The sequence below is a fragment of the Pseudoalteromonas sp. 3J6 genome, assembly GCF_903995135.1.
GTDB lineage: Bacteria > Pseudomonadota > Gammaproteobacteria > Enterobacterales > Alteromonadaceae > Pseudoalteromonas.
Genome location: NZ_LR877185.1, coordinates 67,056 through 93,111, shown reverse-complemented (window position 1 = coordinate 93,111; position 26,056 = coordinate 67,056). Strand labels below are relative to the sequence as shown.

17 protein-coding genes, 6 tRNA genes and 1 other RNA gene are annotated in these 26,056 nt (G+C 39.1%); 11 read left to right on the top strand and 13 right to left on the bottom strand.

Features of this window, described 5'->3' with window-relative positions; genetic code table 11:
- The first annotated feature begins 255 nt into the window (after positions 1–255).
- Positions 256–439: non-coding RNA, 6S RNA (ssrS, locus tag P3J6_RS00405), on the top strand.
- Positions 440–585: 146 nt separating this feature from the next.
- Here ssrS and P3J6_RS00400 read toward each other — a convergent pair.
- From P3J6_RS00400 to P3J6_RS00360, 9 genes are all read right to left on the bottom strand, one after another.
- Positions 586–3,669: an efflux RND transporter permease subunit gene (locus P3J6_RS00400; protein ID WP_198521966.1), complete on the bottom strand. Its 3,084-nt coding sequence runs from the start codon at positions 3,667–3,669 to the stop codon at positions 586–588.
- Positions 3,666–4,961 carry an efflux RND transporter periplasmic adaptor subunit gene (locus P3J6_RS00395; RefSeq protein ID WP_198521965.1) on the bottom strand — a complete coding sequence of 432 codons (1,296 nt, stop codon included), beginning with the start codon at positions 4,959–4,961 and terminating at the stop codon, positions 3,666–3,668. Before P3J6_RS00395 ends, P3J6_RS00400 begins: the two co-directional genes overlap by 4 nt.
- Positions 4,951–6,366 carry a TolC family protein gene (locus tag P3J6_RS00390; protein WP_198521964.1) on the bottom strand — a complete coding sequence of 472 codons (1,416 nt, stop codon included), beginning with the start codon at positions 6,364–6,366 and terminating at the stop codon, positions 4,951–4,953. The genes P3J6_RS00395 and P3J6_RS00390 overlap by 11 nt, the downstream gene beginning before the upstream one ends.
- A 506-nt stretch (positions 6,367–6,872) precedes the next feature.
- Positions 6,873–6,948 (bottom strand) — tRNA-Thr (locus tag P3J6_RS00385).
- A 43-nt stretch (positions 6,949–6,991) separates the two neighbouring features.
- Positions 6,992–7,067: transfer RNA gene (locus P3J6_RS00380), tRNA-Phe, on the bottom strand.
- A gap of 49 nt (positions 7,068–7,116) precedes the next feature.
- Positions 7,117–7,192: transfer RNA gene (locus tag P3J6_RS00375), tRNA-Thr, on the bottom strand.
- Between the two features lie 60 nt (positions 7,193–7,252).
- Positions 7,253–7,328 (bottom strand) — tRNA-Phe (locus P3J6_RS00370).
- A gap of 48 nt (positions 7,329–7,376) precedes the next feature.
- A tRNA-Thr gene (locus tag P3J6_RS00365) sits at positions 7,377–7,452 on the bottom strand.
- Between the two features lie 71 nt (positions 7,453–7,523).
- Positions 7,524–7,599: transfer RNA gene (locus P3J6_RS00360), tRNA-Phe, on the bottom strand.
- Between the two features lie 306 nt (positions 7,600–7,905).
- On the opposite strand from P3J6_RS00360, the gene P3J6_RS00355 reads away from it, so the two are divergent.
- Positions 7,906–10,689 carry a hybrid sensor histidine kinase/response regulator gene (locus P3J6_RS00355; protein WP_198521963.1) on the top strand — a complete coding sequence of 928 codons (2,784 nt, stop codon included), beginning with the start codon at positions 7,906–7,908 and terminating at the stop codon, positions 10,687–10,689.
- Between the two features lie 78 nt (positions 10,690–10,767).
- Here P3J6_RS00355 and P3J6_RS00350 read toward each other — a convergent pair whose 3' ends face one another.
- Both P3J6_RS00350 and mutY read right to left on the bottom strand, forming a co-directional pair.
- Positions 10,768–11,040 carry an oxidative damage protection protein gene (locus P3J6_RS00350; RefSeq protein WP_008110439.1) on the bottom strand — a complete coding sequence of 91 codons (273 nt, stop codon included), beginning with the start codon at positions 11,038–11,040 and terminating at the stop codon, positions 10,768–10,770.
- Between the two features lie 34 nt (positions 11,041–11,074).
- Complete coding sequence (mutY, locus tag P3J6_RS00345) at positions 11,075–12,136, bottom strand: A/G-specific adenine glycosylase (RefSeq protein WP_198521962.1); 1,062 nt, start codon at positions 12,134–12,136, stop codon at positions 11,075–11,077.
- 150 nt (positions 12,137–12,286) lie between these two features.
- On the opposite strand from mutY, the gene trmB reads away from it, so the two are divergent.
- From trmB to arcA, 4 genes are all read left to right on the top strand, one after another.
- Entirely contained in the window at positions 12,287–13,012 is a 726-nt protein-coding gene (trmB, locus tag P3J6_RS00340) for a tRNA (guanosine(46)-N7)-methyltransferase TrmB (protein WP_198521961.1), read from the top strand.
- Positions 13,013–13,048: 36 nt separating this feature from the next.
- Positions 13,049–14,074 (top strand): methyltransferase, encoded by a 1,026-nt coding sequence (locus P3J6_RS00335; RefSeq protein ID WP_198521960.1) that lies wholly within the window; start codon positions 13,049–13,051, stop codon positions 14,072–14,074.
- A gap of 183 nt (positions 14,075–14,257) precedes the next feature.
- Complete coding sequence (locus tag P3J6_RS00330) at positions 14,258–15,859, top strand: ATP-binding protein (RefSeq protein WP_178955099.1); 1,602 nt, start codon at positions 14,258–14,260, stop codon at positions 15,857–15,859.
- A 456-nt stretch (positions 15,860–16,315) separates the two neighbouring features.
- The gene (gene arcA / locus P3J6_RS00325; RefSeq protein ID WP_008110444.1) at positions 16,316–17,032 is read left to right on the top strand and encodes a two-component system response regulator ArcA; all 717 of its coding nucleotides are present in this window, start codon (positions 16,316–16,318) and stop codon (positions 17,030–17,032) included.
- Between the two features lie 8 nt (positions 17,033–17,040).
- Here the strand turns inward: arcA and arcB are convergent, their stop codons facing one another.
- Entirely contained in the window at positions 17,041–19,359 is a 2,319-nt protein-coding gene (gene arcB, locus P3J6_RS00320) for an aerobic respiration two-component sensor histidine kinase ArcB (protein ID WP_138604942.1), read from the bottom strand.
- A 206-nt stretch (positions 19,360–19,565) separates the two neighbouring features.
- Between arcB and folE2 the strand changes: the two genes are divergently transcribed.
- The 4 genes from folE2 (at position 19,566) to P3J6_RS00300 (ending at position 22,953) form a co-directional block, all read left to right on the top strand.
- The gene (gene folE2 / locus P3J6_RS00315) at positions 19,566–20,489 is read left to right on the top strand and encodes a GTP cyclohydrolase FolE2 (protein WP_138604941.1); all 924 of its coding nucleotides are present in this window, start codon (positions 19,566–19,568) and stop codon (positions 20,487–20,489) included.
- Between the two features lie 93 nt (positions 20,490–20,582).
- On the top strand, positions 20,583–21,179 hold the full coding sequence (locus tag P3J6_RS00310; RefSeq protein ID WP_138604940.1) for a DUF2726 domain-containing protein: 597 nt from the start codon (positions 20,583–20,585) through the stop codon (positions 21,177–21,179).
- A 112-nt stretch (positions 21,180–21,291) separates the two neighbouring features.
- Entirely contained in the window at positions 21,292–21,999 is a 708-nt protein-coding gene (gene mtnN, locus P3J6_RS00305; RefSeq protein ID WP_138604939.1) for a 5'-methylthioadenosine/S-adenosylhomocysteine nucleosidase, read from the top strand.
- A complete protein-coding gene (locus tag P3J6_RS00300; RefSeq protein ID WP_178955093.1) occupies positions 22,000–22,953 on the top strand; it encodes a cobalamin biosynthesis protein CobD/CbiB in 954 nt (317 codons plus the stop codon).
- A gap of 49 nt (positions 22,954–23,002) precedes the next feature.
- Here the strand turns inward: P3J6_RS00300 and tyrS are convergent, their stop codons facing one another.
- Positions 23,003–24,202: a tyrosine--tRNA ligase gene (tyrS, locus tag P3J6_RS00295; RefSeq protein ID WP_178955091.1), complete on the bottom strand. Its 1,200-nt coding sequence runs from the start codon at positions 24,200–24,202 to the stop codon at positions 23,003–23,005.
- 491 nt (positions 24,203–24,693) lie between these two features.
- Between tyrS and P3J6_RS00290 the strand changes: the two genes are divergently transcribed.
- Positions 24,694–26,007: a peptidoglycan DD-metalloendopeptidase family protein gene (locus P3J6_RS00290; protein ID WP_198521959.1), complete on the top strand. Its 1,314-nt coding sequence runs from the start codon at positions 24,694–24,696 to the stop codon at positions 26,005–26,007.
- The last annotated feature ends 49 nt before the right edge of the window (positions 26,008–26,056 follow it).

Sequence of the window (26,056 nt, the reverse complement as noted above, 5' to 3'; positions counted from 1 at the left end):
AGGCGATAACGCAGCATCAATGCCAAACAGGCGCTGCCCGAAGGGTTCTGCCTAGGGGCGATTTACTCTTTGTTGCTCGGTTTTTACTTAGCCCACTAGGTTACAAACCTCGCGCCGCGATTAAACCACCCCTAGTTTGAACAAATTTTAATCCGCAAAGATCAACAGACCCTAAATTTGGAGGAAAACTGAGCGAACAGTTTAATTTTTTACGATTGGGGTTTAAGGATTGGAATATGTCTTATATACTAAATTTGTTCCCTGGGGTGCAGGAGCTTGGTTAAGTCCCTGAGCCGATAAATTTTATACCAGGATTTTTGTTCGTTTACTATTGTGCAAGCTCGGCATGTACCGAGAAGCCTACGGTAAACCGCAGATTTCCGCCCTGAAACCTCAAGGTTTCAGGACTGACACCGGGCACCGCATTCTCGGGGAACACCTTCCTTTATAGCTTAGGTTCTCAAGCATTTCTTTATAACTAAATATTCCCTATCTTTCGTCTTTAAATATATCGAACTGCGTTTCCACAGCCCGATATTAAACTTATTTCTAACACCTATCCCTTTGTCTTTTTAATGCCTAACACTACTTAAACCAACCTTGAAAGCGCTCCATCAGCATATAGTTAACGGGAACAAGTAATAAGGTTATAAAAGTCGCAAATATAATCCCAAATCCTAAGCTTACTGCCATAGGTATTAAAAACTGCGCCTGAGTCGCCTTTTCAAACAGCAGCGGCATTAAACCTATAAAAGTGGTTAAACTGGTGAGCATAACCGGGCGAAAGCGCGATGCGCCAGCAAGTTTAACTGCCTCTATTAAATCGCCACCTTCGCTGCGTTTTTTATTAATGAAATCGACTAATACAAGCGAATCGTTCACTACAACCCCTATTAACGCAAGCATACCTAGTAGGCTCATAATGGTTAAATCCATACCCATTATCCAGTGCCCTACTACTGCGCCAATCATGCCAAATGGAATAACACTCATAACAATAATTGGTTGCATGTATGACTTAAACGGAATGGCCAATAACGCATAAATTATAAAAAACACAAACACTAACGCCCAAGCCAATGAGCCAAACGACTCTCTTTGCTCTTTGGCTTCACCTTCGAGTTTGTAATCAACACCTGGGTATTGCTGCATTAACTCGTCTAAATATTGTGCTAGGTCGGCTTGAAGCACCGTCATGTTGGTGTTGTTTTTTTCAATATCAGCCGTCACGTTTAGTGTGCGATAACGATCAATACGGTTTATGGTTGATGGGCTTTGCCCTGCCGCAAGCGTTGCCACATGCGACAATGGTACAGAACCGCCATCGGGAGTATTTATTAGTATGTTTTGTAAATCAGCTACAGAGCGGCGCTCATCAATAGGTAAACGTACCATTACACGCACGTCGTCTCGTCCGCGTTGAATACGCTGAACCTGCGAGCCAAAAAACGAATTTCGCACTTGCCCTGCTACATTTACACGATTTAAACCAAGCGCCAAACCTTGTTGCGTAAGCTCTATACGCAACTCTTCTTTACCGTCAGACATACTGTCGGCAATATCAAACACCGTTGGGTACGTTGCTAAACGATTTTTAATATTATCAGCCACATCTTGCAATATTGTTAGTGAAGTACCACTTAGTTGAACGTCTATTGGGTCTGAACTTCGGCCAATTTCAGCTCTAAATGTTAGGCTTTCAGCGCCAGGAATAACACCAATTAAATCGCGCCATTCACTTGCAAGCTCGCGTGAGCCTATGTCTGATTCACGCTGCTCAGCAGGTGTTATCTCAAAGCGTACCGCTCCGGAGTTAGACGCACCACCGCGTCCGCCTGTAGTGGCTAATATATTTAAAATAACGCTTTCGCCTGTATTAGGATCGCGATATTTGTCTTGTAATTGCTGCGCTTTTTCGGACATATCAATCACGTATTTATTGGTTACTTCAAACGGTGTACCTGTTGGCAGTGTTAGATTGACTCGTACAGTTTCGCTAGGAATTCGTGGGAAAAAGATAAACTTAGTCCAACCACTGGTGATCATGGTTAAAATAATAAAAAATACCCCCACAAATAAACTAACCGTTGCTAGTTTATGGCGTAAAGCAGTGTTTAATATAGGTTGGTAATATTTTAAAATTGCACTTTCAAAGCCATCTGCAAAGCGTTGTTGAATCGCTTCAAGCTTAGATGGTTCACCTTTTTGATGGCGTAGTTTTATGTATTTTAAATGTGCTGGTAACACAAATTTAGATTCAATTAGCGAAAACAATAAAACTGGAATAACGACTACCGGAATTTGTGCAAATAAGGCGCCGCGCGCCCCTTCAATAAATGCTAAAGGTAAAAAGGCAGCAACGGTAGTCAGTACACCAAAGGTAACCGGAGTCGCAACTTCTTGAGTACCCAATATAGCAGCCTGCTCACCGGATTTTGCCGTTTTTAAATGGGTATACACGTTCTCGCCGGTTACTATGGCGTCATCTACTACAATACCAAGTACTAAAATAAAGCCGAATAAGCTCATTATATTTAGCGTTACACCAAAAATTGGCATCGCGATAAACGCGCCCATAAACGATACAGGAATACCAATAAACACCCAAAATGCAATTGCTGGGCGCAAAAATAGCGTGAGCAGTGCCAGTACTAAAATACCACCTTGTAAAGCATTACTGGTTAAGGTGGCGATACGGCTTTTAACTAGCTCTGAATCGTCGTCCCAATAACTTAGTTTAAAACCTTGTGGTAGCGTGGCTTGCTGTTCTTCAATGTAGTTTTTAACATCGTCTGCCACGGTTATCGCGCTTTGCGGGCCAATTCGGTAAACGTCTATAAACGCCGCTTGCTTACCATTAAAACGGGTGCGTACTGGCGTTTCTTCAAAATCGTCTTTAATTGTAGCAATATCACCTAAGCGGATAATCGTTCCGTCGGCTTGGTTTTTTACTACTATGCTGGCAAATTCATCTTTACGATAAGCCTGCCCTTTTGAGCTAATTAGTACATCGCCACCTTCTGTTTTTAAGTTACCGGCAGAAATATCAGAACTTGAATTAGCAATAGCACTCGATATTTGCGCAAGGCTTAGGCTATATTGGCGAAGTGTATCTTGGCTAACTTCAATGGCTAACTCGTAGTCTCGTACACCACTTAGCTCTACCTGCGTTACGTTAGGCAAACGCAGTATTTGATCTCGCACTTTTTCGGCATATTCACGCGTTTCTTTTTCGCCATAATCGCTTGATACGGTAACAGCTATTACTTCTCTTTTGCGCTCAGCCAGCGCAACAATCGGTTTTTCTGCATCGCCAGGAAACGTATTAATCGCATCGACTCGACTTTTAATATCAGCTAATAACTCACGAGGATCGTAACCGCTTTCAACCTCAATAGTTACAGAGCCTGAGCCCTCTGACGAGCGGCTAAATATTTGTTTAATTCCCTCTAAGTCTTGCACCGCTTCTTCAATACGAATAGTTACGCCCTGCTCTACATCTTCAGGGGTTGCACCACGCAAGCTAACACCTACGCTTATCATATCGGTTTCAAAGGACGGAAATACTTCAAGTGGTATTTTACTCGATAAACTAAATAGTCCCGACAACAACAAAGTTACTAACAATAAGTTGGCAGCAACATGGTTTTTGGTAAACCAAGCAATCATGCTTTATCTCCTTGCTTGGCCGCGCGACGATTTTTTATTAACTCTTCAACACTAATACCAAGCTCTTTTGCTTTTTGCTCTAGCTGCTCACGAGTCGGGCGCTTATTTTTAGGTACTTTTTCTTTTGGCTGTGCACCTAAAATACTCACTTTAGTGCCTGAGCTTACTTGACCTAGCGGCGTGACAACTAATTTATCGTTCGCTTTTAAACCGGTTTTGATCATTGCTTGATTGGCGTTTTGCCATGCAAAAGTAACGTCTTTACGCTTTAATACATCACCTTCAACCACATAAACATAAGTACCTTGATAAATTGTGCTGTTAGGAATGATCAACGCATTTTGCACTGTTTTACCCGCTATTTGCGCCTTAATGTATTGCCCTATTTTAATTGGATACTGATTACTGGCGGTTGATTTATATGGGTCGTCTATTTTTGCTACCACGTAAAGTTGCTGCGCGTTTTGGTCAATAGCGCCTTCAGTGCGTGCAAGTTGGCCTTGCCATGTTTGCTCACCCACTAAATCAGAACTAAATTTAACTAACGAACCCGCTTGGTTTTTAGCACCATCACGGTATTGCTCTGGCAGGTTAACAAACGAAAGGTCTTTATTTTTTATTGGTAAGCGAATTTCTACGCTATCAATAGCGTAAATAGTGGCAAGTTGGGTATTGTTACTCACTACTTGACCTAAATCGACACTGCGACTCAGTATGCGCCCAGCATAAGGTGCGGTAACCTTTGTACGCTCTAAATCAAGCTCTGCTTTTTCAAGAGCAGCTTGAGCCGATAGCACTTGTGCTTGCGCAGCTGCTAATTGCGGCTCACGTAATACCAAGCTGCTAGCTTGGCTTGAACCACCAAGGCGCTTCCAATCAGTCAGTGCTTGTTGCCCGCGGGCCTTTTCTTCTAATAAGCTTTGCTCTGCTGTGAGCAAGTTAGCTTGTGCAGATTTAACCTCTGCCTGATGATCTCTATTATCTAGCTTTAATAACACGTCGCTTTTTTCAAAAAAGCCACCTTCTCTAAACTCATCGCTCACTTCAATTATTTGCCCAGATGCTTGAGCAACAAGTAAGCTTTGTGTACGAGGCTTTACTGTACCGTAGCTGTCTATCATTACTTGATAACTTTGAGGCACAAGCTCAAGTACAGATACACTAATTGCTGCTTTTGGTGCTGAACTAAAGCGTCTCGCTTCTGGCGGATTACTCTTAATAAAAAATACAATTAAAAGAGCGGTAACAACAACCGCGGCTGGAATAATAATTTTAGCTGTTTTAGTGTTCATCGTTATTGCTCTTTAAGTCGCTTGACGGTTTTTCAAAATCACCACCGAGGGCAACATGTAGGTTAATTCTATTTGCGATTAATTGGTTTTTAATTTGTATTAATGAACTTTGCGCATCGAATGAGCGACCTTGTGCATCAAGTACCGTGGTATAAGTTACTAAGCCACTTTGATATTGCTCAAACGATAACTGCTCGGCCGCAAGTGCATTTTTTTGTGCTTCGAGGGTGCTGGTGTACTGCGCTTTTAAAGACTGCTGCTGCGATATTGCATTTTCTACATCAGCAAATGCATCGTACAGAGTTTGCAAGTATTGTTGCTCTTGCTTTTGAGTATTCAGACGCGCTATTTCTTCATTGGCTTGTAAACGCCCTCCCTCAAAAATAGGTGCCGAAATACTTCCGAGTAAAGACCATGCGAGGCTTGAAGGAGAAAACAAATCACTCACTCGATCTGTACTATCACTTAAGCTTGCAGTTAAATTTAAACTCGGAAAGCGCTGTTTATGTGCGTAAGCCAATGACGCATCACTAGCTAATAACTCGTACCAACTGGCAAGTAATGCGGGCTTTCGGGTAATGAGCTCTGAAGGAATACCAACTGGAATTTCGGTATCAACAACCGGTAAGTCAGTGCTTGCTGCAATAGCTCCTTTTGGGTACTCACCTAGTAAGCGCTCAAGCCCTCGCGCTGCACTTGATAAACTCGCTGTTTGAGTGGCAATGCGTGAGCGTTCGTTATTGAGCTCATTGCGGGCTAAATAAACATCAAGCGCTTCGTTTATACCTTGGCGGTAACCCGATTCAATTATATCGAGGTTTTGCTTAGCATTTTCTTCACGGCGCTTATATAAATCAAGTAGCTGCTGCGCAGACACAACATCAAACCAGCCTTGTACAACATCTGAAACCAGTTGCTGTTTAGCTTGTTCAAAACGCGCTTTTTGCGCTAAATATGAAAGGTTAGCTTCTCGTTTTGAATCTGACAGCTTACCCCATAAGTCAACTTCGTAATTTAAGTTTAAGCTTACCGAGCTGGCATTATTATAGCTAACAGGCCGGTTATTTTTGCTTCGGCTAGTACGCGAAGATAAATCTAAACTAGGCCAAAGAGCTGATCCGGTTACTATTAGTTGCTGTTTAGTAATAGCGACATCATAGCTGGTTTGTAATAGTTGTTGGTTGTTTTTAAGCGCTTGTTCTACGTATTTGTTAAGTAATGGCGTGTGTAGTTGAGTTAACCATTCATCATCCACTTTTAATACAGAACTTGATGCTTGTTGTTGCCACTGCTGTGGTAAATTATTTGGAGTTTGTTCGCGCTGCGATTGGTTTAAGTTACTCGCACAACCGCTCAACACTATAATGCTTATTGCTAATAAAGATGGCTTATATTGCCACATCATGTTTAAACCTGATCAATGCTATTTATGAATGTTATTCAATCACTTTAGCAAACTTTGCTCAATTGACTTTACATAACATTACATAGCTTGCGGTGAAATTGTAAGTTCACTCAATGCGCTAAGTGTTAATACAACTATCAAAAACAAATGAGCAAGCTAACTTTTAATCAGAGAATTAATTTTAACTCTTAAAAAGTTGATATAGAAAATACGGCAGAGTTTGCTATTGGCATTACACCAACTAAAGCGGAATAAAATTATAAATATATTTTGCATATGGAACGCGGTTTAATGCTGCGCCGAACTTAGGACAGAAACAAAAAAGCCTCGCATATGCGAGGCTTTGTATACATTCTTGCGACTAACCGAGTCGACGGGTAACTTGAACAGACTACTGATTACAGTTTCTTTTTCTAGTTACATTGTAAATGGTGCCGACTAACCGAGTCGACGGGTAACTTGAACAGACTACTGATTACAGTTTCTTTTTCTAGTTACATTGTAAATGGTGCCGACTAACCGAGTCGAACGGTTGACCTACTGATTACAAGTCAGTTGCTCTACCAGCTGAGCTAAGTCGGCACACTAAAACAAAAAGCCTTGCATGAGCAAGGCTTTATATAAATGGTGCCTCGACCCGGAATCGAACCAGGGACACGAGGATTTTCAATCCTCTGCTCTACCAACTGAGCTATCGAGGCACTTAAACAGTGCTAATTAAATGTTATCAAAACACTTAACTAAAATAAATGGTGCCGACTAACCGAGTCGAACGGTTGACCTACTGATTACAAGTCAGTTGCTCTACCAGCTGAGCTAAGTCGGCACACAAAACTGTGTGCTAAGGCACTTTATCAATTTTAAAGATTGATAACTTTTTTGTAAATGGTGCCTCGACCCGGAATCGAACCAGGGACACGAGGATTTTCAATCCTCTGCTCTACCAACTGAGCTATCGAGGCACTTAAACAGTGCTAGTGAACTGCTCTAAGCATTTCACTTTTATAAAATGGTGCCGACTAACCGAGTCGAACGGTTGACCTACTGATTACAAGTCAGTTGCTCTACCAGCTGAGCTAAGTCGGCACACAAAACTGTGTGCTAAGGCACGCGTAAAAATGTTTAAATAAATATCTAAACACCATTACTTTAATAAATGGTGCCTCGACCCGGAATCGAACCAGGGACACGAGGATTTTCAATCCTCTGCTCTACCAACTGAGCTATCGAGGCACTTAACAGTGCTTATTAGTAATCACAACGGATTAATAATTCGACTCCCACATAGCTTTACTGACTGAGCTATCTGGGCGTGCGGCGTATTAAACGAGTTTTACCCTTACAAGTCAACTTTTTTTTTATCCTTTGCAACTGTTTGAACGGTTTTCAAACAACTAACAACAAATCTCGTTCATACCGTGCATTTATTCAACAAAAGAGTTTAAAAAACGTAGTGAATTATTTTTTTTAGGTGTTACGATTAGTCAATAGCTTTCGGTACAGGCTTACCGTTTTAATAAAACCACGATAGGAAAACTCATGCAGAGTAAGTTCTCTTCAGCAATAAAGGGCCTACTACCTATATTTTTAGTTAGTAACCTTATAATTTCCACATTATTTATAGTCGCCTATTCGCTTTACTCACAAAGCAATGCTGAGAACAATGAACTTCCCCAATCCTCTACTATTGCACTCACAAAACTTGCTGAACGCCTTGAGCAGCCCATTGTTGAAGCACTAACAACATACGGGCAAAACAAAGCCAAATTACTTCTTGATATTGCAAGCTTACTCAATAATGACTTTAAATATACTCTGCATCGTTTTAATGCAAATAATAAAGCCGAGTTAGTTTATAGCAATAATAGTATAGTGATTGCACCTTTAGCTGTTAGCAAATACATTAAAGAGCAAAATACTCTGCATCATTTAATCTCATCAGAGGGACAAGTAATTGCTGAGCTTATCATTGAGCAGAAACAACCTTTAATTTCATCATCGACACAAAATTTATCAATGAGTGCATATCTTGCCGCTATTGTTGCTCTGATCGCATTGTTTGCATTCGCTATAGCGTTTAATAAGTACATTAAAAAACGACTACATAAAAATACCGATTCTCTCACTCAAGAACTCAAGGCTATTACACAAAATGATAATTATCAAAGCACGCTTGATGAGCAACTTGATGGAGGGTTAGAAACCGTTGCTCAACAAATTAATTTATTGCTGAAAAAAGTAAGTATGGTTCTAGCTGACGACCAAGCTGCACAAAAAGAATTAAAAAGGCTACAAACCAGTCTGGAAACAGAAGTACAAAGCAGAACATTTGAATTAGAAAAACAAACTCAAAAAGCGTTAAAGGCGAGTGAAACTAAAACCACCTTTTTAGCCACCATGAGTCATGAAATAAGAACACCAATGAATGGTGTTATTGGCACCATTGATTTACTTCGCCAAACAGAGCTTGATGGTGCTCAGCAACGCCTTAGTACTATTATTCGTGAATCCGCATTTTCGCTACTGAGTATTTTAGATGATATTTTAGATTTTTCTAAAATTGAGGCTGGAAAGCTCAACATAGATCCTGTTCCGTTTTCTATTGCAGATACACTAGAAGAAGTAGCCAAGGTATTATCGTCGGTTGCTAAAAACCGTCATTTAGAACTCGATTTATCAATTGCACCCGATATTCCTAATAACCTTATGGGCGACTCAGGCAGGGTTCGCCAAGTGCTATATAACTTATGTAGTAATGCCATTAAATTTACTAGCACCAATGGTACAACGAAGGGGAAAGTAAGAATATCAGTAGAGGTAGCAAATAACACCGCCGATCACTTTACATTGCGTTTTTGTGTAAGTGATAACGGTAAAGGAATGAGCCAATCTCAGTTAAGAAAAATTTTCAACCCGTTCACTCAAGCAGAAAGCTCAATTACGCGAGAGTTCGGTGGAACAGGGCTTGGTCTTTCAATTTGTAAAAGCTTAACCGAGCTAATGCTTGGTACTATACATGTAACAAGCCATGAAGGGATTGGAAGTGAATTTACCGTTGAACTGCCTTTTTCAACTGCAGGTAAAACTGAATTTGCCCATAAAAATACACTTAATGGTAAACATGTCATTATTGTCAGCAGCGACGCAGAGCGCGGTAAAGTAATTTATCGTTACTTGTCATTTATGGGGGCTAAAATAACCTATGCTCATGAACAACAAGATGTAGAAGCTCACCAAGATGCCAAGGATATTATTTGGGTTGTTGATGGCATTGAAGACATGAATAGCATTAGTACCTTACTAAGAAGTTTACTTTACTCACTAGAAGATAATAACCAGCAAATGGTGGTATTAAGTAAATTAGATGAAGCAGTAATTAATCATAAAAGTATTTTTTATATTAATGCTTCTCCATTATGTAAATCTAACTTCATGCTTTCAATTTTGGTGGCTGCAGGTTTGCATAAACCTAAGCAAGTTAAAAAAGCCAGAACGATGAATCACTACCTAAGTTCAGAAGAGGCACTCGCTGCAAATAGGCTAGTATTATTGGTAGAAGATAACCTATTAAATCAAGAGGTACTCACCGAACAATTACATATACTAGGGTACAGTGTAGAGGTGGCTAATAACGGTGAAGAAGGCCTAGATATGTGGCGTAAAAATAGCTACTCGCTCATTTTAACCGATTTACATATGCCAAAAATGTCTGGCTACGATATGGTTGAAAAAATTAGAGAAGAAGCGTCATTGCTCGAATCGATTGACGCACAACCTTATATTATTGCTGTTACTGCCAATGCTCTAAAAGGAGAGAGAGAGCGATGTTTAGCTGTAGGTATTAACGACTTTATTACTAAACCTATTGAGTTAAATGCACTTGAGGACACATTAAAGCAATGGAATGACTTATATAGCAAACAACCACAACAGGTGAATTCGACCGAAAAACCAATCATGCCTATTGATATGGAGTCAGCGAATAAGTATATAAATGGCGATGACGCTAAAATAATCCGCTTTTTTAAAATGTATTTAGAGCAGAGCCAAGAACAAATTAAAGCGATTAACTTCGCGGTGTTGCAAAGTAACAAAGCTGAAATTTTATCCGCTTGCCACCAATTAAAATCTATATCGAAGACAGTAGGAGCTAACATTGTTGCTGATTTAGCGCAGTCATTTGAAGATAAGTGTAAAAGTGATGAAATAAAAGCTGATGAATTAATTAAGATGAGAGATGAGCTTGAAATTGAATATTCAAGAGCAGCACAGTTTTTAAAAGAACAAATTAGAAACAGCGATCAGCAAGATGACTTGATTTAACTAAAATATTCATCGGTATACACAATATAAAAAAGGGCTCATAGCCCTTTTTTATTAATTATCCTAAGCACAGTTAATTTATTTTTCTACTGGCTTATAACCTTCAATCTCAACTTCTTTACCTTCAAACAAAAAGCCAACCATTTGCTCTTCTAAAAAAGTACGATGCTCTGGATCCATCATGTTTAAATGCTTTTCGTTGATCAGCATAGTTTGTTTATGCTGCCATTGCCCCCAGGCTTCTTTAGAAATATTATTAAAAATTTTCTCACCAAGTTCACCAGGGTATAACTGAAAACCAAGGCCTTCGGCCTCTTTTTGTAACTTTTGACAAAATACTGTACGTGCCATGATTGTTCCCCTTAATGCTAAATATAACGCTATTCTATACTATTGCCGTAATTTGTTTAACCAACTTTTTAGTCGGTGCCGCTAACCCTACTTCTATTGATTGATCGAGTGGATACCACACCAGCTGCTTGTCATTAACAACATCCGGGGCTTTCTCAATATTAAGTACATGCGGGTTAATCGTCAGCTCAAAATGTGAAAATACATGAGTAAAAGGCGTTACTTCATTAAGGTCACTTTTAAGCCCTTGTTGCGCTAAAAAAGTTTCGAGCTCGCTGTACTCATTAAATTCAAAAAATCCAAATAATCCGCCCCAAATACCACTGTTCGGGCGCTTTTCCATGAGCACTTTGTCGTTATGCTTGATAATTAACTGGTGGCAGCTTTTTTTAGGCACTACTTTTCTAGGCTTAGAGTGAGGAAACTCCTTAACTTTACCAGCGTTAAACGCACCACAACGGCTATTTAATGGGCATACCTCACAATCAAAGCGACTGCGCGAACATAAGCTTGCACCTAAATCCATCATAGCTTGATTAAACTCTGTAACATTATTTTTAGGAGTGAGTTGTTCACTTAAATGCCAAAGCTGATTTTCTACTTTTTTAACCCCATACCAACCTTCAACCATGAAAAAACGAGCAAGCACTCTTTTAACATTGCCATCAAGAATAGGGTGATGCTGCCCCAAAGATAATGATAAAACAGCACCAGCAGTAGAGCGCCCTATTCCGGGTAAATCCATTACTTCTTCAAGCGTGCTAGGAAACTGACCTTGGTATTTATCTCGAACTATTTTAGCGGTTTTATGTAAATTGCGTGCACGAGCGTAATAACCTAAACCTGTCCAATGATGCAAAACCTGATCTTCATCAGCATTTGCTAAAGCAATAATATCGGGAAAGCTTTGCATAAACTTTTCAAAATAAGGAATAACAGTGACAACCTGAGTTTGCTGTAACATCACCTCAGATACCCACACTTTATAAGGCGTTTTAGCTAATTGCCATGGTAACGTTTTGCGCCCATGAAGGTGATACCAGTCAACTACTTGGTTGGAAAACCAAGCTGACTGCTGTTTTTTTAAATCCAACATATTTACTTTTTTACTAATGCTCAATGGCGGCTCAGTCTATTGTAGTGACTGAAAAGATCAAGCTATAACGCCCTAATGCTTGTCAACCTAGCGCTGGTCAGGGATAATACGCAACCATTTTTAAACACATTGTTTTGTCAGGCCAATAATATGAGTGAATCAAGTAACAACAACCTTGAGCAAGCTAAGCAAGAAGGTAAGTATATCCGCACTATTCGCAGTTTTGTAAAACGCGAAGGTCGATTAACCAAAGGCCAAGCTGCTGCAATCGAAAAATGCTGGCCAACAATGGGGCTTGAGCATAAAAACGGCCTACTTGATTTAAGCGAAGTTTTTGGCAATGACAATGATGTAGTCCTAGAAATTGGTTTTGGTATGGGCAAGTCATTGGTTGAAATGGCAAAAAATGCACCACATCTTAACTTTATTGGCATAGAAGTTCATCGCCCAGGCGTTGGCGCATGTTTAATGGATGCTGACGAAGCTGGCGTTACTAATCTGCGTGTGTTTGAACACGATGCAGTAGAAGTTCTTGCTGATTGTATAAGCGATGAAAGCTTATCAACCTTACAATTATTTTTCCCTGATCCATGGCACAAAAAGCGTCACCACAAGCGTCGCATTGTACAAACTGAGTTTGCTGAAAAACTTCGCTCTAAATTAAAAATCGGTGGTGTATTTCACATGGCAACTGATTGGGAAAACTACGCAGAGCATATGTTAGAAGTGATGCAAGCAGCTCCAGGTTACAAAAACCAATCTGAGACTAACGACTATGTCCCCCGCCCTGATTTACGTCCATTGACTAAATTTGAACAGCGTGGTCACCGTTTAGGTCATGGCGTATGGGATTTAATGTTCGAACGTACTAAGTAACCGTTAATTAAATAATCAAGTAAGGTAAAGCCATTTATGAGCGTATTAACCAATCCGAGCCTACTATTACTTCGTAACAGTGAAGAGTTAAAAGGTAAATCAATATTGGTGGTCAACTTTGTTCAAGATGGCTTTTTAAATGAGCTAAAAACTCTCAACCCACAAAGTAAAATAACCGCTTTTAGTTATAATCACGCTAATGGTGAATTTGCAAAAAACATATCGGGTATTGACGTAACCATCAGCCACACAATTAATTCGGGCGATTATGATTTGGTAATACTTTATTACCCTAAATCTAAACCTGAGCTATTAATGGCGTTAGACAACATACGTGCTGTGATAAGCAAAGATGCAGAGCTACTCGTTGTTGGCGAAAACAAGAGCGGTGTTAAGTCAATTGAAAAGCAACTCGCCGGTAAGGCCGAGTTTAGTAATAAAATAGACTCAGCAAAACATTGTGTTTTATATTCATTTTCAGAACTAACTCTCAATAGCGCGTTTGATATTAGTACTTACCATAAAGAGTTTACGGTAAGTGTAAGTGATATTGAGTTTACAGCGGTCAGTATTCCTGGCGTGTTTAATCATGGTGCGCTAGATGCTGGAACGAAAATGCTACTAGAAAATGCTCCTAACTTAAAACACGGAAAAGTCCTTGACTTTGGTTGTGGCGCAGGGCTTATTGCTACTTTTTTAGGCCTAAAAACTCCAGCTCTGACATTTACCTGTAGTGACGTAAGTGCACTTGCTGCCTATGCAACAACACAAACGCTTAAGTTAAATAATGTAAACGGTGAAGCCATACTCAGTGATGGTTTAAATAATATTACTGGCAAGTTTGATTTAATTATTAGCAACCCGCCCTTCCATACTGGGATTGCAACTGACTACAGCGTTGCGGAATCTTTTTTAACCCATGCCAAGCAACATTTAACTAAGGCAGGCAAACTGACTATAGTAGCTAATAGCTTTTTGAAATACCCACCTATTTTAGAAACCCAATTTGACAGCTACCACACAGTATTTAAAAACAATAAATTTGCCGTATACAGTAGCTGAAATAAGTTATTAATATCCTGTCAAAACATAAATATGGGCTATATTAGCCACATATTTATGTTTTATAAGTAGATTAGCTAAAAATAAAAAGTGTAAATAAGCTAATCTTTTTAATTCACTTTTTTCTGTTTTTGCTAAACTATTATCATTAGACTCACAATTGACACGGATGACCTTCTCGCAATGCCCAAAACCGTAAAGCAAAATAGCATTCGTAGCATATTGTTTAAAACCATCATGCTTATAACAGCTATCTGTTTGTTATTATCGCTTTCAATTTCTACCTACTTAAGCGCACAAGAGCAAAAAAAACAGCTCATTAGTAAACTTGTGTTGGTATCTGAGATCATTGCATTTGACGCGATGCCCTCATTACTAAATAAAAATAGGCCTGCAGAAGAAAGGCGCTTAAAGCTGCTTCAACAAGTATCATCCGTTACAAATTTACATATATATGCCTTAGATGAGCAAACCAATAAACCAGTGTTTTTTACCAGCTTTAATGCCCGAAAATCACCACCTGTCCCTATTAAAACGGACAACATTGATGACTTTGCTGAACCACAAGTTAGCGATGAGTACATTGAGTACATTACCCCAATACTCAATAATGAACAGCTGCTTGGCTATGTCTATATTAGAGGCAGCTTAGATAACTTAAATCAGCTAATAACTAAAAAGATTATAATTGATATCGTTATTATGGCTTTAATACTTATTTTTATTTCTTTGATTATTTTAAGGCTACAAAAAAGGATTGCCAGCCCGATTGAAAACTTAAGCTTGTTGTTGCAAAACATAGCTAAAAAACATAATTACTATGCGCGTGCGCCTTTAACGAACCTCACTGAAATAACTCGGCTTTCTAATAGCTTAAATGTAATGCTTGCACGCACACAAAGGCAAATAGAGCGCCATGAAGAAGATAAACAAGAAATTAAGCAGCTAAACTCAAACCTTGAAGAGAAAGTGAGTCAACGCACTATTGCGCTCAGAGAGGCCAATAAAGAGCTGTTATCTACTCTAGAAAAGATGCACCAATACCAAACTCAAATTGTCGAAAACAAAAAAATGGCTTCATTAGGGCAAATGGTGGCAGGGGTTGCTCATGAGGTAAATACACCGATAGGACTTGGTATTACAGGCTCCACTTTATTGCGAGATAAACTCGCAGAGCTACAGGTTAATTTTCATAATAAATCATTAACCGCGAGTCAATTTGAGCAATTTACTAATGATGGTATTGAAAACTTAGACCTAATCTATAGCAGCTTAAACCGCGTTGCAGAACTTATTTCTAACTTTAAAAAAGTTGCGGTGCTCAAAGATGATGAAATAACCAGCACTGTTAATTTACAACACTTAATTAACGACACGCTACTGTCTATGGGGCAAGAGCTAAAACTTAAAAACCCAAAAGTTCTTATAAATTGTCCAGCAGATTTAACCGTTGAAAGTAAAAAAGGACCACTACAGCAAGTATTCCATCAGCTTATTTTAAATTCCCTGCTGCACGGCTTTGAAGCTGGCGATGACAATGAAGTACAGATTGATATTGTGGTAACGAAAACAAAAACACAAATTACCTACACCGACAACGGGCTAGGTGTTGAAAATAGTATACGAGCAAAAATATTTGACCCATTTGTAACGTCAAAGCGCGGCCAAGGGGCGAGTGGTTTAGGAATGCATTTGGTTTACAATTTAGTGACTCAAGCATTAGCCGGAGAAATTGTGTTAGATACCGAGTATCAGCAAGGCGCCCGATTTATTATTACACTCTAAAAGCGAAAGAACGCTTTTACCCACTTGAATTACAACTTTATGACCATACTAAGACATAACCAACTAAACAGTTGTATCATTAATGCTGTATTTCACACAATTGAGGAACTTAATTGTGTTTTACATATCACATACATTGATGAAAAGTTGGAAAGTGATATAATTCCGTTTTGAATTAGTCTGATTATTTTAAGTATCTTTAGGTGGTTGATGGATGTATCAATTATTAAAGGGAAATGGCTTCGACTCTACAATTCAAATTATACATTCAACGTTAAGTATCAATTAAGCCGCGGTTTTTAATAATACGTCATAGTAGGTTTGGGCACGCAGCTGTTTATATCTAATTTGTTTTTACTTGTTAACATTTAGATATAATCCTATAATTCTAGTAGTCGGCTCTGATAATCATGCCGATTTTATAAATAAAACACACTCCAAAAAGGTTAATTAAAGATGCAAACGCCAGTCATTCTGATCGTAGAGGATGAAGACGTAACTAGACTGAACCTCGTTAGTTTATTTGAAGCTGAAGGTTACAAAGTTATTGAAGCCATTGATGGCGATGATATGCATGATAAGCTTACAAATAACGATGACGTCAATCTTGTAGTTATGGACATCAACCTGCCAGGTAAAAACGGGCTTATTCTAGCTCGCGAATTACGCCAAAAACGCAAAGTTGGTCTTATTTTCTTAACAGGCCGTGACAACGATGTAGACCGTATTTTAGGTCTTGAAATTGGTGCTGATGACTATATTACTAAGCCTTTCAACCCACGTGAATTAACTATTCGTGCACGTAACTTAATTACGCGTACCGCACTAGGTGGTGAAGAATCAGCTATTGAAACCAATGGCGTGATAACCTTCAACGGTTGGGAACTTGACGAAAACAGTCGTTGCCTTACTTCTCCAAATGGAGATGCAAAACGTCTACCGAAAGGCGAATACAGAGCACTGCGTTTAATGCTTGACTCACCAGGTCGTATATTTAGCCGTGAGCAACTAATTAAACACATGACTGGCCGTGAACTTCGCGCTAACGACCGTACAGTTGATGTTACTATTCGACGTATTCGTAAGCACTTTGAAAGCGACAATTCAACGTCTGAGTTGATCAGCACCATTCATGGTGAAGGTTACCGCTTCATTGGTAAAATCGACAGCTAATTAGTTTTTTATTCTAATTGTTGTAAAAATAAATGAAGGGCCTGTTGTCCTTCATTTATTTTGTCTGCTAATTCATCAAGCCAAACTGTTAATACTTCATCACTTTGTTCCAGCGCACCATGCTCCATTTGCTTTGCATGCAACTGCACATCATTCAGACCTACCGAACCAGCGGCACCTTTTAACTTATGCGCAACGGATTTATATTCTTCTCTGTCTGCTGTTTTTAATGATTCTAATAGCTCATGTTGGTATTGCGGATTTAGCTTTTTAAACAACTGACTACTGCGTTTAAATACTTCAACGCCCATCGAGTTTACAAAGTCTTCAATGGTTTCAACATCTAACAAGTCAGTATTTATTTGTTTTAACAACTCTTGATTAACTACTCGTTGAGGAGCCTCGGTTTGCGCTTGTTTAATACCAAAGAGTTCAGCGAGCATATTATCTAACTTACTGGTGTTTATTGGTTTAGCTAACGCTCCTTGAATAGAAATTCCCTCAAGCTCTTCTTCAGCACTGCGAACATTGGCGGTAAGTGCCACAATAGGTAGCTGATCAAAATGGCTTTGTGCGCGTATTTGCCTTGCTACTTCATCACCATTAATATCAGGCAACTGCATATCAAGCAACACTAAATCTAGGTCATCTTCGGTCTCTACAAACGATAAAGCATCTTCACCCGTTTCAGCCCACAACACTTCATGCCCACGCTGTTCTAATAGGTTAGTTGCGATTTCAGCATTAAGTGGTACATCTTCCACTAATAAAATATATAAGCTACGTCCCACATAACTATGCTCGGTAGGTGCACTACATAAATTCAGCGGAATTTGAACGGTAAAGCAACTGCCCTCTCCTGGGGTACTATTAACAGTTATAATGCCTTTCATAGCACTTACTAACGCTTTTGTTACGGCTAAGCCAATACCTGAACCAATCGCATTGGTCCCTTTAAGATCAGGTGCTTTGTAGTACATATCAAAAATGCGTGTAAGTTGTTCTTGTGGGATCCCTTCACCGGTATCAAGTATTTTTATAATAAGCCATGGGCCATCTTCACGGTTTTCTCTACCGCAATCTAAGGTGACACTACCGTGCTGGGTAAATTTAACCGCATTATTAATTAAGTTCCATACCACTTGGCGTAAACGAGTGGGGTCAAGTAGAGCATATATATCGAGTGTTCCAGAGCGTTTTACTTCAAAAGAAAGCTCTTTTTGCTCCGCAATGAGGCCTGCAAAGTTAACCACGTCATTAATAAAGTCAGAAACATTAATTTCGTTGGCAGCAATATCTAATTGCTCACGATCTATCTTATCTAAATCTATAATATCGTTAAATATATTACCTAATGTCTCTGCACTTGAAAACACCGTATTACACCAACTACGCTGCTGTTTATTAAGTTCAGTATCCAATAGCATCCGAGTTAAGCCAACGATACCATTGAGCGGAGTGCGTAATTCATGGCTCAAGGTGGCAATAAATTTCCCTTTATCCTTATAAGCAGTTTCCAGTGCCTGCGCGGCTTCTTTACGGCTGGTAATGTCACGGCCAAAGGCTAGTAAACCAATGTAATCGCCCTGCTCATTTATGAAGGGAAGCTTTCTCAGTTCAAACCATCTTATTTCACCATTTACAGAATATTCTACATCGATAGTTAAACCTTGATGAGTACGTTCAACCTGCTCATCGGTTCTTAATACTTCAGATAAAAAGTGGCTTGGAAATATCTCTTCTGCGGCTTTGCCAATTAATTCGCCACTGGTTTTGCCCATCACCTCTTCAAACATTTTATTACAACCGGCAAACACCCCATTGTTATCACGGTAATAAAATAAATCTGGTGAGGAGTCTACAATAGAGCGCAGTAACATACCTTGTTGTGCGAGCTCTTGTTGCGTTTTTTTGCGTTCTGCAATTTCACGTCTGAGCTCTTCTATTGCCCTATGCTTGGCATGGAAGGCCATTTTACGTTCGTCAATTTCAATGTTTAAACGATTAATATTGTCTTTGAGAGTTTGATTTAAAAGCTTTTCTTGTTTTGTGGCACTATCTAAATAGGCATAAGAGGCATCAAGTTGCCGAATAGAGTTTAGCAGTACGCTAATCACCAAAGGAGAAACAACTGAGGTAAAAAATACTATAGCTAATATATCAACTAAGTTCACTTCTCCAATAGCAACATAGTAAAACATACTCGATAAAACCATCGATACCGTCAGTAATAATGCATAGCAAATAGCTGCAGTTTTAAACTCACCAAAACGAGTTATTGAACTGGAAAGTACTCGAACCCACGGGTTCAAAGAAGAATCTGTCATATATCAGTGTTTCTCTTGGCTAAATGCTTAGTTTTTATAAGTAAGTATGATTAAAAGCTAATTTTAGCATTTTCTATCAGCTATTTTCATGTTGTGCGATAAAAACAGTAAAATTTCATGTTTGCTGTTATTTGCTGCATTTCAGCAATTCTTTATTTAGTGTAAAATGTGATGTTTTAAATATTGCAAATAACGAGTAACGTATCATGCAAACGACTATGCCAGATATTGCTAACACAGCTGCAGCATTACAAACAGGTAAATTAGACTGGGTAGGAATGGGCGATATAGAGCTGCCTTTTATTTTTGAATCTCTTGATTTAGCTCCAGTTACTGTTAATGCAAAAGCTCGCGCTTTTGTTAATTTACACCAAGAAGATGCCAAAGGCATCCACATGTCGCGTCTGTTTTTAGCACTTGATCACCTCTCAACGGAGCAACAGGTCAACCCGCACACCTTAGCACAAGCATTAGATACCTTTATCACCAGCCATAAAGGCTTAAGCGATAAAGCACAAATCGAATTTAAATTTGAATTACCGCTGCGCCGTAAATCATTACTTAGTGGCAAAGCCGGCTGGAAAAGCTACCCAGTTGTACTTACCAGTACTATAAACCAAGGTGTTATTAGTTTTGAGCTAAGTGTTGATGTTACTTACTCATCAACCTGCCCCTGCTCTGCAGCCCTTGCTCGTCAACTTATCCAAAATGCGTTTAGCGAAAAGTTTGCTCAAGAAACACTAACTCAATCAGAGGTTTTAGAGTGGCTTGGAACAACTCAAGGCATTGTAGCAACCCCGCATTCACAGCGTTCTATTGCTAATGTTAAAGTAAAGCTAGATCAAAACATTCAAGCGTTTGATGTAGTTAACTTAATAAACTTACTAGAAGATGAGCTTAAAACACCAGTACAAGCCGCGGTAAAACGTGAAGACGAACAAGAGTTTGCTCGTTTAAATGGTCAAAACTTGATGTTTTGTGAAGACGCAGCACGAAAAATTAAAACTACTTTAGAAGCAAAACAGTTTAGCGACTATTTTTTACAAATTAACCACTATGAATCTCTGCATGCGCATGATGCCGTTGCGATTGCAGTAAAAGGTATAGAGGGCGGATACACAGCACTATAAACACCAACGGTATCTAAAATAACCATAACAACTATTTGGGCACATAAATTGCTTTAGAAAAGCAGTGTCAATTTGTTGTTATGGAGTTACCGTATGGAATTCGCTTTATTATTAATATTAGTGCTAGTTGTTGGGGCATCTGTAGTTGCGTCAAAATTTAGTGATGACGGCGGAAACCCTTATCCTTTTACTCGTAAGCAAAGTGTATTTACCCAAGTAGAAGGGGCGTTTCTGAATTTATTAGAACGCGCTGTTGGCGACCAATATAAAATTGTTAGTCGCGTTAAACTAATAGATGTGATTGACTGTAAACAAGGTCTATCTGTCAAATCTAAACGTGCGGCATTAGCTAAAGCAAAAAACAAACAGCTCGACTTTGTGTTAGTCGACAAAGAAAAAATGACCATAGTGGCTGCGGTTGACTTAGTTAATAATGCCAACAAAGATGGTCACAAAGCACAGCGTGATTGGTTTGTTAACGGTGCATTAGAAGCCGCTGGCATTCCACATATTCGTATGAAAGTAAAGTCAGGCTACCGCCCAAGTGAAGTTCGCGATGCCATTATGTTTAAATTAGGCAAGCCTGCTAAATCACAACCTGCACGCCCGACTCGTACTAGAGTCCATAAGCCTGCGGTATTATCGCCTTCTCAAGCAAAAGCACATTCAACCGCCCTTGCTGAAATATAACTACTGAGTTAAAGCAATCTATTAAAGCGAGCATTTTAAATGACTCGCTTTTTTGTTTTTTATAGCAGACTTCACGTATAATCAGGCTATTCAAACTTAGGAATTTAACACTATGAATGTTGGTATTATTGGCGCCATGGAGCCAGAAGTTAAAATTTTGCGCGAAGCGATGCAAAATCCACAGGTTTTAACCAAAGCAGGCTTTACGTTTTATACTGGTGAGCTTGCTGGTAATACTGTTACTTTAGTGCAATCAGGCATTGGTAAAGTTGCTTCAACTATTGCAACCACTTTACTTATCGATAACTTTAAGCCTGATTGTGTTATTAACACAGGCTCTGCCGGTGGTTTCGACCCTTCGCTTAACGTTGGCGATGTAGTGATTTCATCAGAAGTTCGTCATCACGATGTAGATGTAACAGCGTTTGGTTACGAAATTGGCCAAGTACCACAAATGCCTGCAGGCTTTACAGCACACCCTAAGCTAGTAGAAGCCGCTGAGCAAACAATTGCACAAATCAGCGAAGTAAAAACGCTTGTTGGTTTAATTTGTACTGGTGACTCATTTATGTGTGACCCTGTTCGTATTGAAAAAACACGCAATGACTTCCCTACAATGCTAGCAGTAGAAATGGAAGGTGCGTCAATTGCACAAACGTGTTTTGCACTTAACACACCATTTGTTGTTATTCGCTCAATGTCTGATATTGCTGGCAAAGAGTCACCGCAATCATTTGAAGAGTACTTAGAAACAGCCTCTATTAATTCATCAAAAATGGTTGTGGCATTACTAGAAAAGTTAACAGCGGTTACGCTGTAAATGCTCAATAATATTGTTCAAAATCATTTGGACTTTATTGTATTTATTTGTGCGCTCCTAGCTGAGCGCTTTTTACCTTTAGTTAGCTGGTATCACCCTAATCATATACTTTCTGCCATTTTTAACGCAATTGGCCAGCGTGTTTATAAAAAAGCAGACAGCAAACAATATCATTATTTAGCCGCTTTACTAGCAAGCACACTTGTTCTAACTGTGATTATGATTATTGTGGTTTTACTGCTGGAGTTTGCCTTTTACCCTGAACTACTATCCGGTCTTATTTTATACTTGTGCCTAGAAAGCAGTAGCATAAATAAAAAAGCGATACGTATTGCGAAATTGACCAAAAAAAATCAAAAATCAACTGCTCGAGAATTATTAAAACCACTAGTAGCCCGAGAAGTTAAGGCACTTTCAAACCCAGGGATTATTAAAGCGGTTATGGAAAGTGTCATACTAAGAACGGCACGTCATTATTTTGTAGTTATTTTCATTTTTTTACTATTGGGCCCCATTGCTACTCTCGCCTACCGCTTGCTTACCTTAATCCAACAAGCGTGGCGCACTGATATAGCTCCCGACAGTTCTTTTTTGACGCCGCTTAAACTGATTCTTTTTATTATTGAATACATTCCCATTCGGTTACTCGCGCTGACAATAGCTTCACTTAAAGCCAGTAAAAAAAGCATGCATTATATTAAGCATTATGGCCGACATTTTTATCAAAAAAATACAGGTTGGTTATTAAGTGTGTGCTCTGCATCTTTAGGTGTGCAACTTGGTGGGCCTGCTATTTATATTGAGCAGCGTTTCAATAAAATGCGGGTCGGTGTAGAACGCTTGCCAATTGCCGATGATATGCCAAAGCTACTCAATACCCTAAATCAAGCCCGTTTTTTTTGGCTACTAATTATTATTAGCGTTGAAATTATTAGGGCTGTTCTAACTTTTTGATCAGTTATAAAAAAACCAGCCGAAGCTGGTTTTTATAATCTCTGAAGCTTTAGGCTACAGTAATATTTGCAAACTTACGTTTACCTACTTGGTAAATAGCGGTTGTTCCTTTTGCTACTTCCAATTTGGTATCGGTAATTTTTTCTTCGCCATTAAGCTTTACTGCGCCTTGTTTGATCATACGCATGGCCTCTGAAGTACTCGCCACTAAGCCAGCTTCTTTTAGTAAGTTAGCAATTAAAATAGTGTCTTCATCAATATTAACTGTCAGCTCTGGAATTTCATCAGGTAGTGCTTTTTTCTGAAAGCGCTGAATAAAGTCATCATGAGCAGCTTGCGCATCGGCTTCACTGTGAAAACGTGCAATTAACTCTTTCGCTAATTCAATCTTAATATCGCGCGGGTTAGTGCCTTGCTCTACACGCTGTTTTTGCGCTGCAATTTGCTCAATAGAAAGGCTACTTAGCAAGTCATAGTAACGCCACATTAGTACATCACTAATTGACATGATTTTACCAAACATGTCGCTAGGCGTATCAGTAATACCTATGTAGTTTCCTAGTGACTTTGACATTTTCTGAACGCCATCAGTCCCTTCAAGTAAAGGCATCATTAGTACAGTTTGTGGTTTTTGACCTTCATCTTTTTGCAGCTCACGACCCATTAATAGGTTAAAGCGTTGATCAGTTCCACCTAGCTCAACATCAGACTCAAGTGCGACTGAATCCCAGCCCTGCACTAGTGGGTATAAAAACTCATGGATTGCGATAGATTGACCGCCAGCATAGCGCTTTTTAAAGTCATCACGCTCAAGCATGCGTGCCACAGTTTGGCGAGCTGCTAATTTTATCATTCCAGCCGCGCCCAATGTCTCCATCCAGGTAGAGTTAAAAGCGACGGTTGTTTTAGCTGGGTCTAAAATTTTGAAAACCTGTTCTTTATAGGTTTCAGCATTAGCAAGCACATCATCACGAGTCAGTGGCTTACGGGTAACATTTTTGCCCGTTGGATCGCCTATCATACCGGTGAAGTCACCAATTAAGAAAATAACCTCATGACCTAAATCTTGAAAGGTTTTCATTTTGTTAATTAGTACAGTGTGACCTAGGTGCAAATCTGGAGCCGTAGGATCGAAACCAGCTTTAATTTTTAGCTTTTTCCCCGACTTTAATTTTTCAACTAACTCATCTTCAATTAATATCTCTTCTGCACCGCGTTTTATCTCTGCTAGAGCGGTTTGTAAATCCACTGTGTGTTACTCCAAAAAATTCTGACAACGAAGGGTTGTAATATGCTCACGATTTATTGCTAGCGCGTTATAACAAAGCAAATAAAACTATTTAGCTAACATAACAAATTTCCACTTAATTAGAACAACTTTTTTAACTAATCGCAGCATCAACTATAATGCAGGGCGTACGTTCTAAAAAGGGATATAAACGAGCGATTAATAATACACTAGAAGTGTTTATAACAAACCAAAAAACAGTTTGTAAATTAATCACTTCTCGCAATTAAATCGTTTTAAAAGCTAATTTAACATTACGATGAAAAAGCAAAGTATCCAAGAATATAAAATAGTGCTGTTATTCAACTTTACACACAAACAGCCTGAATACCCTATGATTTTAGCTTAATTTAACGCGAGTTTAAATCTACAAAATACTAGTATTCATAGATTATTCGTTATATCCTGCAATATAATCTATTTATTATCTTGACAGCAGAAAAAGGCACGTTATGGTCCACGTGGTTAACACGCTCCCCAAAAAACACAAAATGCTTATTCTAGGTTTGGTTTCTGCTATTGTTGCCTTAGCCTTTTTACCTTCTGAAAAAGCCACTGCATCCAAAGACAATAGCGAGAACACGCTAGAGATTGGTAAGCGTTACGAATTACAAATAAAAGTAGGTGAAAACGAAAAACTCACTGACTTAAATTCAGAGCAAGCAGCACAAAAGCTTCCAGAATATGATTTTGTCGATCACCTTGTTAAAAATGGTGACAATTTAGCGAACATTTTTAAGCGCGCTGGTTTTTCTGCGCAAACGCTTTATAAACTGGTTAACACAAATGCTGAAACACGCAAGCTTACCAAAATTCATCCAGGTGAAACACTAAGCTTTGCTACTGCAAAAGATGGTTCGTTGGCTCAGTTACGTTACGTTATATCTAAAACAGATACCTTATATGTCACCCTTAATGACGAAGGCCAATACGATACTTCAATTGACAGCAAAGAAATAGAAACACTGAGCAAAACCGCCGGTGGGGAAATTTCTAGCAGTTTTTGGACGTCAGCGATCGCTGCAGGTTTAAGTGAACGCCAAATCATGAACTTTGCCGATATATTTGGTTGGGACGTGGATTTTGCAAATGACATCCGTAAAGGTGATGAATTTGGCTTAATATATGAATCTCATTTTGTTGACGGTGAATTTATTGGCACCGGTAAAATTATTGCCGCAGAATTTATAAACCAAGGTGAACGCTACACAGCAATTCGACACACCGACGGTAATTTTTATACGCCTGAAGGGCGTAGTATGAAAAAAGCCTTCTTACGTGCACCTGTTAACTTTAAATATATTAGCTCAAGCTTTAATCCTCGCCGTTTACACCCTGTTACAGGACAAGTAAAAGCACACCGAGGTATTGACTACGCTGCGCGTACAGGCACGCCTGTTGTATCATCAGGTAATGGTAAAGTCATTAAAGCGGGTTACAGTAAATATAACGGTAATTACGTATTTATAAGCCATGGTACACAGTATGTTACTAAGTACTTACACCTTAATAAACGCCTAGTTAGAACAGGGCAAAAAATTAAACAAGGTGAGAAAATTGGTACTGTAGGCTCAACAGGTCGAGTAACTGGGGCGCATTTACATTATGAGTTTTTGGTTAACGGTGTTCACCGTAACCCTAAAACTGTAAAACTACCTAAATCTGAGCCATTACCACGCTCAGAGCTTGCTAAGTTTAAGCCTATTGCTGATAACTTTATTACGCAACTTGAGCGTAACCGAGAACTTCAGTTGGCACTTAAATAAAAAGCTTAATGATTAAATAAAAAAGCCTTTGCAGGGTAACCGGCAAAGG

Bases quoted from the DNA above. Each gene is read 5' to 3' on its own strand.
- P3J6_RS00395 (WP_198521965.1), bottom strand. From the start codon at position 4,961: ATGAACACTAAAACAGCTAAAATTATTATTCCAGCCGCGGTTGTTGTT.
- P3J6_RS00390 (WP_198521964.1), bottom strand. From the start codon at position 6,366: ATGATGTGGCAATATAAGCCATCTTTATTAGCAATAAGCATTATAGTG.
- P3J6_RS00350 (WP_008110439.1), bottom strand. From the start codon at position 11,040: ATGGCACGTACAGTATTTTGTCAAAAGTTACAAAAAGAGGCCGAAGGC.
- folE2 (WP_138604941.1), top strand. From the start codon at position 19,566: ATGCAAACGACTATGCCAGATATTGCTAACACAGCTGCAGCATTACAA.
- arcB (WP_138604942.1), bottom strand. From the start codon at position 19,359: ATGACAGATTCTTCTTTGAACCCGTGGGTTCGAGTACTTTCCAGTTCA.
- P3J6_RS00300 (WP_178955093.1), top strand. From the start codon at position 22,000: ATGCTCAATAATATTGTTCAAAATCATTTGGACTTTATTGTATTTATT.
- P3J6_RS00355 (WP_198521963.1), top strand. From the start codon at position 7,906: ATGCAGAGTAAGTTCTCTTCAGCAATAAAGGGCCTACTACCTATATTT.
- P3J6_RS00310 (WP_138604940.1), top strand. From the start codon at position 20,583: ATGGAATTCGCTTTATTATTAATATTAGTGCTAGTTGTTGGGGCATCT.
- P3J6_RS00290 (WP_198521959.1), top strand. From the start codon at position 24,694: ATGGTCCACGTGGTTAACACGCTCCCCAAAAAACACAAAATGCTTATT.
- P3J6_RS00400 (WP_198521966.1), bottom strand. From the start codon at position 3,669: ATGATTGCTTGGTTTACCAAAAACCATGTTGCTGCCAACTTATTGTTA.
- P3J6_RS00330 (WP_178955099.1), top strand. From the start codon at position 14,258: ATGCCCAAAACCGTAAAGCAAAATAGCATTCGTAGCATATTGTTTAAA.
- trmB (WP_198521961.1), top strand. From the start codon at position 12,287: ATGAGTGAATCAAGTAACAACAACCTTGAGCAAGCTAAGCAAGAAGGT.
- mtnN (WP_138604939.1), top strand. From the start codon at position 21,292: ATGAATGTTGGTATTATTGGCGCCATGGAGCCAGAAGTTAAAATTTTG.
- arcA (WP_008110444.1), top strand. From the start codon at position 16,316: ATGCAAACGCCAGTCATTCTGATCGTAGAGGATGAAGACGTAACTAGA.
- mutY (WP_198521962.1), bottom strand. From the start codon at position 12,136: ATGTTGGATTTAAAAAAACAGCAGTCAGCTTGGTTTTCCAACCAAGTA.
- P3J6_RS00335 (WP_198521960.1), top strand. From the start codon at position 13,049: ATGAGCGTATTAACCAATCCGAGCCTACTATTACTTCGTAACAGTGAA.